Origin of the sequence: Thermosulfuriphilus ammonigenes (genome assembly GCF_011207455.1) — a bacterium.
GTDB classification, from domain to species: Bacteria; Desulfobacterota; Thermodesulfobacteria; order Thermodesulfobacteriales; family ST65; genus Thermosulfuriphilus; species Thermosulfuriphilus ammonigenes.
Genome location: NZ_CP048877.1, coordinates 1218941 through 1230154, shown reverse-complemented (window position 1 = coordinate 1230154; position 11214 = coordinate 1218941). Strand labels below are relative to the sequence as shown.

Below are 11214 nucleotides of genomic sequence, written 5' to 3'. Positions count from 1 at the left end.
CCAACTTTAGCTACAGGGAAGGCCTGGCCAAGGGGTTATGGCGGAGAAGATCCTGATAGTAGATGATGAGGAGAGCATTATCGAAGCCCTCTCCGGAATCCTTGAAGACGAGGGCTTTGAGGTTTTCGGGGCCACCTCTGGTCGGCAGGCCTTAGATCGGATCCCGGAGGTGACGCCGGATCTTGTTCTCCTTGATGTTTGGCTTCCGGACTTAGATGGCCTTGATGTCCTCAAGGAGCTAAAGGGCCTTTATCCTGATCTGCCGGTGATCATCATCTCTGGCCACGGCACGGTGGAGACTGCCGTTCGGGCGACCAAGCTGGGGGCCCATGACTTTATCGAAAAGCCCCTTTCCTATGATCGAGTCATCCTTTCGGTGCAAAATGCCCTGAAGTTTCGGGCCCTGGAGACGGAAAACGTCCTTCTAAAGGGCAAGGTCCGGCCCCGACAGATTACCGGAGCCAGTGCCGCTGTGGTTCGTTTAAGGGAGCAGATTGCCCGGGTGGCGGCCACAGATTCTACGGTTCTTATCTTGGGAGAGTCCGGCTCAGGGAAGGAGGTTGTGGCCCAGATGATTCACGCGGCCAGCCGACGACGCCATCGCCCCCTGGTGGAGATAAACTGCGCTGCCATCCCGGAGGAGCTTATTGAGGCCGAGCTTTTTGGCTATGAGAAGGGGGCCTTTACCGGGGCCGTGACTTCTAAAAAGGGAAAGTTTGATCTGGCCAACGGTGGCACCCTCTTCCTTGATGAAATAGGCGATATGAGTCTTAAGACCCAGGCCAAGATTCTGCGTATCCTTCAGGAGCAGCGCTTTGAGAGGGTCGGTGGTACCCGGACCATCAAGGTAGATGTCCGGATCATTGCGGCCACCAATAAGGATTTGCGCAAGGAGATAGAGCGGGGCAACTTCCGAGAGGATCTTTACTACCGTCTCAATGTGGTTCCTATTGAGGTGCCCCCCTTAAGGGAGCGGGTGGAAGACATCCCTCTCCTCATAGAGGATTTTCTCAAAGAGATTGCCCAGAGTACCGGTTTAGGACACAAAAAGGTTTCGCCGGCGGTCATTGAGGCCCTTAAACGTTATCATTGGCCAGGCAATGTTCGGGAGCTTCGCAATCTGGTGGAGCGGTTGGTGATCATGTCTTCGGGTCCAGAAATAGATCTCTCTGCCCTTCCCGATTATATCCTGCAACCGACCCAGCAGTCATCAGAGCCCTGGTTTGCCTGTGATGATCTCCGCCAGGCCCGGGCCCTGTTTGAAAAGGAGTTCATTCTTCGGAAGCTTAAGAGTCACGGAGGAAATATTTCTCAGACTGCCGAGGCCATCGGGCTTGAACGCAGCCATCTTTATCGGAAGATGCGATCTCTGGGAATTTGGGGAGTAAAAAGTGGAGAAGGTTAGGGAGGCCCTGGCCCGGAAGGAGTTCATCTTTACCTTCGAGTTGGTCCCTGGCCGTGGTTCCCGTGGCAAGGCCTATGATCAGCTGGTGGCCTTTGCCGAGGCGGCAGCCCGGGGGGGCAGGCTTCATGCCCTCTCAATCACCGAGAACGCCGGCGGTCATCCGGCTCTGGCCCCGGAGGTTTTAGGTCGGGAAATAAAGGCCCTGGGGCTTGAGACCATCATTCATTTTTCCTGCAAGGATCGCAATCGCAACCAGATGGAAAGCCACCTCTTTGCCTGGGACAGAGAGGGATTCCACACCATTTTGGTGATGACCGGAGATTTCCCCAGGGTGGGGTTTGGTGGGCAGGCCAAGCCGGTCTTTGATCTTGATTCCGTGCAGACCCTGGCCCTTATTTCCAGGCTCAACCAGGGCTACGTTATCCGCAATGGGCAAAGGCTCCCCCCGACCTCCTTCTTTAAGGGATGTGTGGTTTCGCCCTTTAAGCGTCTTGAAGCCGAGGTAATGACTCAATATTTCAAGCTGGAGCGGAAAATCTCTGCGGGAGCCGATTTTGTCATTACCCAGATAGGCTTTGATGCCCGTAAGTTTGATGAGCTTCTTCGCTATCTGCGTTTAAGGAATCTGGAGATTCCAGTTATAGGCGGCGTCTTTGTTCTGGATCTTCCGCTGGCCAGGATAATGCACCGCGGACGTATCCCCGGCTGCCGGGTAACCGATGAGCTTCTGGCCAAGATCGAGGCCGAAAGTGAGGCTCCTGACGGAGGGCTTTCGGCCCGTCTGCTTCGGGCCGCCAAGCAGGTGGCCCTCCTTAAAGGCCTGGGCTATGCCGGGGCTCACATCTGTGGCCCCAACCTCACCTATGAGCAGGTAGAGTTCATTGTGGAAAAGGCCCTGGAACTGACAGATAACTGGCTGGAGTTTGTTCCTGAATTCACCTTCGCCCCCGAAGGAACCTTTTACCTCTTTCAGAAAGATCCCCGAACAGGCCTTAACACCGACGACCTGACCCCCCGGGCTCCAGCCTCCTCAAGCCCCTGGCACTATGTCATCAACCGCCTGATTCATGACAACTTTTTTTTGCCAGATGGCCCCCTTTTTTCTTTTACCCGGCGTCTTTTTCTCTCTCTGGCCGATTCTCCTCTGGCCGGGATGCTTGACTCTCTGGAGTATTTCGTCAAGAAGATCCTTTTTGATTGCCGCTCCTGTGGCGATTGCACTTTGGGGGAGCTGGCCTTTCTTTGCCCTCAGAGTAAGTGCGCCAAATATCTTCTCAACGGACCCTGCGGCGGAAGCTATGATGGCTGGTGCGAGGTCTTCCCTGGTAAGCGACGCTGTCTTTATGTGCAGGCCTATGAGCGCCTTAAGGCCCAGGGAGAGGAGGAATCTCTGGCCCGGGGTATGGTTCCTCCCCGGGATTGGGCCCTGAATGGCACCTCTTCCTGGATAAATTATTTTTCCGGGCGCGATCATCATCGTCTGGGGGATAAGAAGTAGCCCCCTATTGACACAACTTCGCCCCGGTAGCATTATGGAACTTTTGAAACGGAAGTTTTTGGCCGTTCTTATCTTAGAGAGGTGATGGATATGCGTTTGGCCCAGGCCGCAGTCCGAGGTGGTAAAATGGATCTTTCTCCCATTAAGCCGGCCCGGCGGACAGAGAATATCGAGTATGCTGTCAGAGACATCGTCTTGGTGGCCCAGGAGGCAGCCAAGGCGGGCAAAGAGTTGCTTTTTCTAAATATTGGCGATCCAATCCAGTATGATTTCGACACCCCGCGCCATCTCATCGAGGCCACCTATCAGGCCATGCTTGAGCGGCGCACGGGGTATTCGGCTTCCGAGGGGGTGGACGAGGCCATAGAGGCCATCCGCCAAGAGGCTCGGGCCAAAGGATTTGAGCCGGCAGACATCTTTATTACTTCTGGGGCCAGTGAGGCCATAGACTTTGCCCTCACGGCTCTGGTAAACGAGGGAGAGAATGTTCTCCTGCCTTTCCCTGGTTACCCTTTGTATACGGCTATCGTGGCCAAACTGGGGGCTGAAGCCCGGCCTTACTATCTGGACGAAGAGAAGGCCTGGCAGCCAGATATAGATGATATCGTTCGTAAGATAGACGAAAAGACCCGGGCTATTGTGATCATCAATCCTAATAATCCTACCGGAGCTCTCTATCCCCGGGAAACCCTGGAGCAGATTGTAGAGATCGCCCGCGAACATAATTTGGTCATCATGAGCGATGAGATCTACGACAAATTAGTCTTTGACGGTCGAGAGCATGTTTCTATTGCTTCTTTAGCCAGAGAGCTTCCGGTAGTCACCTTTAATGGTCTTTCTAAGTGCTATTTGGCGCCAGGCTTCCGGATCGGCTGGGGAATGGTCAGCGGAGAATGGGATCTTATTCGGGATTATATCGAGGCTATCCATAAGTTGGCTCGGGCCCGGCTCTCTGCTAGCCATCCCAAGCAGTATGCCATTCCTCCGGCCCTTCAGGGCGAGCAGGATCACATCGCTGAGGTTGTCTCTCGACTGGAGCGGCGTCGAGACCTTACGGTGGAGATGCTAAATGATATTCCTGGTATTTCCTGTGTTCCTCCTGAAGGGGCGTTCTATGCCTTTCCCCGGATCAATTTGGATATCTCTGACCGGGACTTCGTCTGTGATCTTATCCGGGAGACAGGGGTGGTTGTAGTTCACGGAAGCGGTTTTGGTCAGCGTCCGGGCACAGCCCATTTTCGGGTAGTCTTTTTGCCGCCGGAGGAGGTTCTGGAGAAGGCCTATGCCCGGATCCGGGAGTTCATGAAGCGCTATCTCAGATAGTCTTCTATTGGGGCCGTATCCAGATACCTCTCCCCCAGCTCAAAGACCTTTTCTATCTTTTGGGGATGTCGCAGGCGAATACGCTGCTGGAGATGATCTATTCTTCGGGCAGCGGTATAGGTGTCGTCCGGGACAACGAGAATGGGGACCCGATGTTCTTCGGCCTGGGAGATGATAATCTGGTGGGGATAGAGGCCTCCGGTGAGGATAAGTCCACGGGCTCCGGTTTCAATGGCGGCCAGGAGAATGTCTGACCGGTCTCCTCCCACAATGACCCCAAAATTGGGGGTCTGCCGAAAATAGGAAATGGCCTTGTCCACCTGCATCCCCCCAATGAGAAAGTGCTCTATGAGCTGTCCTTCCTCCTCCGGACAACAGATGAGTTTGGCCCCCAGAAGGTCGCGCAAGTCGGCTACGGAGACTGCCGCCAGGAGATCGTCATGGGGGATGATCCCCAGGATCTTAAACCCCTGAGAAAGACAGTAGGGAACCACCAGCTCCCGGAACCCCTCTTGTTCGGCGGCATTTAGGCCATTAAAAACCACCCCCAGCAGGTCGTCTTTTAGGTCTTCCCGAATCCTTAGAATCTCATCAAGGGTGTCTTCTCCCTGATATCGGGCCACGAGAATAACCCGGGCCCCGAGGGCTCGGATCACCTCTAGCCCAGAGAGGCCCATAAATTTGCCACTGTAAAGGCCGCCAGATCCAGAGGCCAGAACGGGGTGGCCGCTCTGGAGGCGATGGCGGTGGCCAGAGACCACTTTTTGAAGCAGATTCTGCTCAGTTCCTCGTAGGGCTCTGATGATCAGGTCTTGAGTCAGGATAACCGGGCACAGCTCCTCCACCGGGGCCTCCTGGCCCAGGGCCTGGGCGATAAAGAGGGCCTCTTCGTCAATAAGCCGACCGTTGAGAATCTGGGGAGAGACTCCCACAGGCTTAAAGTAAGAATAGGCTATGTTTTTTTGACTTAGCAGGTGCCCAAGGGCCAGGGTGACTAAGGTCTTTCCGGCGTAGCGGCTGGTAGATCCTACATATAGGGTCTTGCTCATTTTTACCCCCCTAGAGTCAATCTGGCATCTACGGCCAGGGCTCCCCTTCCTCGGGGCCGGACCATTAAAGGATTAATGTCTCCCTCGGTGAGCTCAGGGAAGTCTATGGTCAGTTGTGCCAGGGCAATAATGGCCTGGCTTAGAGCCTCCAGATCAGCCTCGGGCTGGCCACGGACTCCTTTAAGCAAGGGATAGCCCCTGATTTCTCGAATCATCTCCTGGGCCTGGCCTCGACCAAAGGGGGCCAGACGGAAGGAGACATCCTTTAGGACCTCCACGTAGATACCTCCAAGCCCAAACATAATCAGGGGGCCAAATTGAGGATCCCGGCTGAAGCCAAGGATGGTCTCCCGGCCATCGCTGACCATCTCCTGGATGAGCACTCCGAGGATAGAAGATGAGGGGGCTATCTTTCTGGCCCGGCTGGTAAGGGTGAAGAAGGCCTCCAGAAGCTCTTCCTCACTGGTGATATTTGTCCAGACTCCTCCAACATCAGTTTTGTGGATGATGCTGGGAGAGATGATTTTCATAACCACAGGATAGCCAATGGCCTTGGCCGAAAGGAGGGCCTCATCGGAGGTGCGGGCCATAAGGGAGCGTGGGAAGGTGAAGCCATAGGCCCCCAAAATTTCTTTGACTTCGTGTTCGTAGAGCTGACGTCGTTTCTCCTGTTTGGCTGCGGCAATGACAGCTGCTGCCCGTCGGCGGTCTATCTTCAGAGAGACCGGCTCCTCTTCCGGGGTCATCAGCCAGGTTCGGTAGTGCCACATCTTGGCCAGACAGGAGACGGCCTTCTCCGGATATTCAAAATTGGGTATTTGGGCCTTAAGCAGAATACCGCTGGCAGTAGCTGAGGTCTCACTTCCCAGAAAACAGGTTACCAGGGAGGTGCCTTTAGCCTGGGGGGCTAAGGCGGCCAGGCGTCTGGCCGCCTCCTGGGGGTCAATGGTGGCCGTGGTGGAGAGGATAACGATCAGGGCGTTGATGTCCTTTTCCTTCAGGAGCAAAGAAAGGACTTTCTCATAGCGTTCGGCGTCGGCATCTCCGAGAACATCTACCGGGTTATAAAATGAGGCATAGGGAGGCAGGATCTGGCGCAGACGTTCCACCGTATCCCTCTCCAGGCTGGGGAGATGGAGCCCCTGTCGTTCGGAGGCGTCGGCCGTAAGGATGCCAGGGCCACCGGAGTTAGTAACCACTACCACGTTAGGGCCGGAGGGAGGGGGCTGAAGGGCAAAGGCCAGAGCTAGATTGAGGAACTCCTCCAGCTCTTCGGCCCGAACGATTCCTGTCTGTTTGAAGGCCGCTTGGTAGGCCTGCTCTGAGCCGGCCAGGGAGCCAGTATGGGAGGAGGCCGCCTTGGCTCCGGCAGCGGTGGTGCCACCCTTGAGGATGATGACCGGCTTTTTCCTGGTTACCTCCCGGGCCATCTTCAGGAAGGCTTGACCATCGGTCACCCCCTCCAGGTAACCTAGAATGACCTTGGTTTGGGGATCATCGGCCAGGGCCCTGAGGCAATCTATCTCCGAGATATCACTCTTGTTACCTAAGCTGACAAAGCGAGACAGGCCCACCCCCTTGGCTCGAGACCACTCTAAGACGGCCAGGCACAGAGCTCCAGATTGGGAAAAGAACCCCACCTCTCCCTTAAGAGGAGGTTGGGCGGCAAAGGTGGCGTTAAGAGGGGTGGCGGTGTCCATGACACCCAGGCAATTGGGCCCCAGGATTCGCAGACCATATTTTCTGGCAATCTTTAGTACTTGAGCCTCAAGGCGGGCCCCTTCGGCCCCGGCCTCCCTAAAACCGGCCGAGAGAATGACGGCCACCGGAACTTTTTTTTCTCCACAGGCCTCGATTATTTGGGGGACGAGACGGGCAGGGATAGCTACCACAGCCAGGTCCACGGCCTCCGGTACCGAAGCTATATCTGGCCAACAGGGCAGGCCCAGAATCTCTTTGGCCTTGGGGTTTACAGGGAAGATCTTTCCGGGGAAGCCGCTGGCCAGAAGATTTTTGACTACATCGTGGCCCACTTTGCCGGGTTCCCGGGAGGCGCCGATTACGGCAACTGATCGAGGCCGAAAGAGTTTGTCGATCATTTTGGCCTCCCTCTGCCTGAAGAAGCGTTCACGAATAACGTTAGTCACCCCGGGGGCCTCTGGCCAGGCATGGCTTAAAAGAAGTGTCTATTTTTGGAGGAAAGGAGGGGGTATGTCCACCTTTAATCTAGATGCGGTCTTTCGTCCCCGACGTATTGCCGTTGTCCCGGCCAGCGATGAGGAAAACTCTCCTGGGGGGACGATCTTTCGCAATTTAGTGGCTTGGGGCTTCCGGGGAGCGGTGTATCCGATCAATGAGGCCCGAGAGACAGTCTTCGGAGTTGAGGCCTATCCTGACTTGCTAACCATCCCTCGCCCCATAGATCTGGCCATCCTCTGCGGAGACCCAGAGCGGCTGGTCTCAGATCTTGAATTGGCGGTTAAAAAGGCCGTCCGGGGAGCACTGCTTATCTGTTCCGACTTCTGGACCAGGGTGGCCTCGGCCGGAGATCTTATCTCTCGCTTGAAGGCCTTGGGGGAGGCCCACGGGCTCCGCCTTTTAGGTCCTAACTCTTTGGGATTCATTCGCCCCCGGCTCCGTCTGAATGTCAGTGTTCTTCCCGGCCGGCTTCCGGCAGGAGGTCTAGCCTTTCTCTCTGATAGTGCCACTTTGGCCGCCGCAGTCTTTGACTGGGCGGTAGATAAAAATGTGGGATTCAGTTTCTTTGTCTCTTTGGGGGCCAAAGTTGATATAGATCTGGCCGATATGATTGACTTCTTGGGGCTTGACCCGGCCACCAGGGCTATTGTCGTCTATCTGGAGGGGTTGCGTAGCGGCCGGAAGTTCATGAGTGCTGCCCGGGCCTTTGCCCGGGCCAAGCCCATCATGGTGGTCAAGGGAGGCCGTTTTGCTGAAAGACCGGCCTCGGCCCAGACCCCTATTGGGGCTCTGATCACTGAGGATCGAGTCTATGAGGCCGCCTTTAAACGGGCTGGTGTGATTCAGGTGGAGGAGGTCTTGGATCTCTTCCACCTGGCCGAGAGTTTGGCCAAACAGCCGCGGCCCAGAGGACCAAGACTGGCTATCATTACCAATGCCCGAGGGCCGGCGACACTGGCCACTGATGCCTTAATTAAGTATCAGGGGCTCTTAGCCTCCTTTTCTGAGGAAACTGTCAAAAATCTGGCCAGGGTGGTACCGGCCGAAGTTATTGGTAACCCCCTTGATCTCCTCTCTGGAGCCAGTCCAGAAAGGTATCGTTTGGCCATCTCGACCTGCCTCCAGGATAAGGCCGTAGATGGAGTACTGGTTATTCATGCTCCAGTCCTCCAGATCTCAGCTGAAGACGTGGCCTGGGCTATTGTTAAGGCTTCAAAGGCTCAGCCCCAAAAGCCTGTTTTTGCCAGTCTTATGGGCAAGGCTCGGGTGGCCGAGGGCCGTAGGATCCTCAAAGATCAGAATATTCCCTCTTTTGTCACCCCGGTTGAGGCCGTAAAGAGCTTTGTGTACATGCATCGCTATGATCGTAATCTTCGTCTCCTCTATGAAACCCCAGGCACCCTTTTAGAGGACTTTTGCCCTTTAAGGGAGAAGGTGCGGGAGGTAGTCCTTACTGCCGCTCGACAGGGGCGCTATAGACTGAATTTTTCGGAGTCTCTTAAAATCCTTGAGGCATATCAGATAGAAACGCTGGACTACCAGGTAGTCTTTAGCCGGCAGGAGGCGGTAGCTGCCGCCAGAAGAATTGGCTTTCCGGTGGTCCTTAAGGTGAATTCCATAGACATCCTCCACAAGAGGGCCAGCGGAGCCGTGGCTCTTTATCTCTTTGAGCCCGAACAGGTGGCTCGAGCCTTTGAAGAGATACTCTCCAATGTAGAGAAGAGGGCTCCTTGCGCCCGAATAGAAGGGGTGATTGTCCAGAAGATGATTCGTTGGCTGGGTTTTGATCTGGCGCTGGGGGCCAGAAAGAGCGAGACTTTCGGAAGTGTTATCCTTTTTGGAGCCGGGGGAGAACTGATACATTCTTTGAGACATTGTGCCGTGGGGCTTCCTCCACTTAATCAGACCCTGGCCAGACGGCTTATGGAAGAGGCCGCTATTTATGAAGATCTCTCCCGGGATGATACGCTTGATCTCCGTTTGCTGGAAAAGACCCTGGTTCGTCTCTCCCATCTAATAATCGACTTCCCTGAGATAAAAGAGCTTCATGTCAACCCTCTTTTTTTCTGTGAGGCCGGAGTTTATGCCCTGGATGCCCGGATAATAATCGAAGAGTTTTCTTCCCTCTTCCCTGAGAGGCCCAAAGGGGTCTTCTGCCCGGCCCATCTATCTCTCTGCCCCTATCCAGACCACTTTGTTTTTGGGACCCGTCTCAAAGACGGTCGCAAGGTCCGCATTCGGCCCATAAGGCCGGAAGATGAACCCCTTATGGCCGAACTTTTCAGGACCTTTTCTGAAGAGACTATCCGCTTCCGTTTTCTGGAGTCTAAACTCTTTATGCCCCATGAGGAGCTTATTCACTACTGCCAGATAGACTACGATCGGGAGCTGGCGCTGGTGGCCGAGATAAAAGAAGACCGTCGTTTGCGCATCATCGGTGTAGTTCGTCTGGTAAGGTATCCTGATGAACAGAGTGCGGAGATGGCAGTGGTTGTCGGTGACCCCTGGCAGGGTAAAGGCCTGGGCCAGGCTTTGTGTCGCTTTATGATCCAAGTGGCCCGGGATCTGGGCCTAAAGAGGATCTTCATGGAGATTATGCCCGCTAACACTCGAATGATGGCCCTGGCCCGGAAGCTGAAATTCAAAATGATGGAGGCCGATGAGGATATCGTTCGCATGGTTCTTGATCTTGTCCCAGAAGGGGGCCCCTAATGTGGGCTCTGGTCTACAGCCCTCGTTTCCAGGATCATGACCCCGGAGAGAATCACCCCGAGGCTCCCTGGCGGGCCGAGGCCGTGGTTCGTTTTTTGACTGAGGGGCCTCTAGCCTCCGAGATGACCCTTGTGGCCCCCTCTTTGGCCCCGTTTGCCTGGCTTAAGGCTGTTCACGAAGAAGGCTATCTTATGGCCTTTGAGGAGGCCTGTCTGCGGCTTAAATCCCACTTTCATGGAGATGACAATGGCATCTGTTTTGACACCTTTGAAGTGGCCCGTTTGGCCGCCGGGGCGGTCATCAGGGCCGTGGATCTGGTGGAAAATGAAGGCTATTCGGTGGTTTTTTGTCCGGTACGGCCGCCTGGCCACCATGCCGGGCCGGCAAGGGCCCAGGGCTTCTGTTTTTTAAACAATGTGGCTATTGGGGTTCGCTACTGGCAGGAGAACTACAGCCTGAAGAGGATACTCATTCTGGATTGGGATGCCCACCATGGAAACGGGCTTCAGGAGGTTTTCTACCGGGAGAAAGAGGTCTTTTATATCAGCTTCCATGAAGATCCGCGCTTAAGTTTCCCCGGAACCGGCTTTGCTGAAGAACGAGGGGCTGGCGCCGGCCGGGGCTACACCCTTAACTTGCCCCTTAAGATGGGCACCGGTGATCGAGAATATCTTAAGCTTCTGCGGGAGGTGATCTTCCCGCAGGTGGCCGCCTTCTCTCCTCAAGGGATCATTATTGCTGCCGGGTTTGACGCTCACCGGGATGACGATTTCTCCTTTCTTAACCTTACTAGCCAAGGTTTTAAGGCCCTGGCCGCCGAGGTTAGGGCCTGGTCCGAAAAATTTTCCGCCCCGGTAATCTCTGTCCTTGAAGGAGGATACGAGCCGGGTGCCCTTCTGGCCTCGGCAGAGGCCCATCTTTGCGGCCTTCTGGGCCATTAATTCCGAGGTTTCTCTCTGTCCTTGACAAGGGTTGGCCGAAATATAATAGTCTGCCTTTTGTCCATCTCTGGCAAAAAGGAGTTTTTG

The 11214-nt window shown here is 55.1% G+C and carries 7 protein-coding genes; 5 read left to right on the top strand and 2 right to left on the bottom strand.

Features of this window, described 5'->3' with window-relative positions; all coding sequences use genetic code 11:
• Positions 1–37 precede the first annotated feature (37 nt).
• The 3 genes from G4V39_RS05955 (at position 38) to G4V39_RS05945 (ending at position 4226) form a co-directional block, all read left to right on the top strand.
• The gene (locus G4V39_RS05955; protein WP_166032050.1) at positions 38–1405 is read left to right on the top strand and encodes a sigma-54-dependent transcriptional regulator; all 1368 of its coding nucleotides are present in this window, start codon (positions 38–40) and stop codon (positions 1403–1405) included.
• Positions 1392–2903, top strand: coding sequence for a methylenetetrahydrofolate reductase C-terminal domain-containing protein (locus G4V39_RS05950; RefSeq protein ID WP_166032049.1), 1512 nt, complete (start codon positions 1392–1394; stop codon positions 2901–2903). Before G4V39_RS05955 ends, G4V39_RS05950 begins: the two co-directional genes overlap by 14 nt.
• Before the next feature lie 84 nt (positions 2904–2987).
• Positions 2988–4226: an aminotransferase class I/II-fold pyridoxal phosphate-dependent enzyme gene (locus G4V39_RS05945; RefSeq protein ID WP_246169623.1), complete on the top strand. Its 1239-nt coding sequence runs from the start codon at positions 2988–2990 to the stop codon at positions 4224–4226.
• On the opposite strand, the gene G4V39_RS05940 is transcribed toward G4V39_RS05945, so the two are convergent.
• Both G4V39_RS05940 and acs read right to left on the bottom strand, forming a co-directional pair.
• Positions 4214–5275, bottom strand: coding sequence for a phosphotransacetylase family protein (locus G4V39_RS05940; RefSeq protein ID WP_166032048.1), 1062 nt, complete (start codon positions 5273–5275; stop codon positions 4214–4216). The genes G4V39_RS05945 and G4V39_RS05940 overlap by 13 nt on opposite strands.
• A 2-nt stretch (positions 5276–5277) precedes the next feature.
• A complete protein-coding gene (gene acs, locus G4V39_RS05935; protein ID WP_166033081.1) occupies positions 5278–7374 on the bottom strand; it encodes an acetate--CoA ligase alpha subunit in 2097 nt (698 codons plus the stop codon).
• 112 nt (positions 7375–7486) lie between these two features.
• On the opposite strand from acs, the gene G4V39_RS05930 reads away from it, so the two are divergent.
• Together G4V39_RS05930 and G4V39_RS05925 are read left to right on the top strand one after the other, a co-directional pair.
• Entirely contained in the window at positions 7487–10186 is a 2700-nt protein-coding gene (locus G4V39_RS05930) for a bifunctional acetate--CoA ligase family protein/GNAT family N-acetyltransferase (RefSeq protein ID WP_166032047.1), read from the top strand.
• Positions 10186–11127 (top strand): histone deacetylase family protein, encoded by a 942-nt coding sequence (locus G4V39_RS05925; RefSeq protein ID WP_166032046.1) that lies wholly within the window; start codon positions 10186–10188, stop codon positions 11125–11127. The genes G4V39_RS05930 and G4V39_RS05925 overlap by 1 nt, the downstream gene beginning before the upstream one ends.
• The last annotated feature ends 87 nt before the right edge of the window (positions 11128–11214 follow it).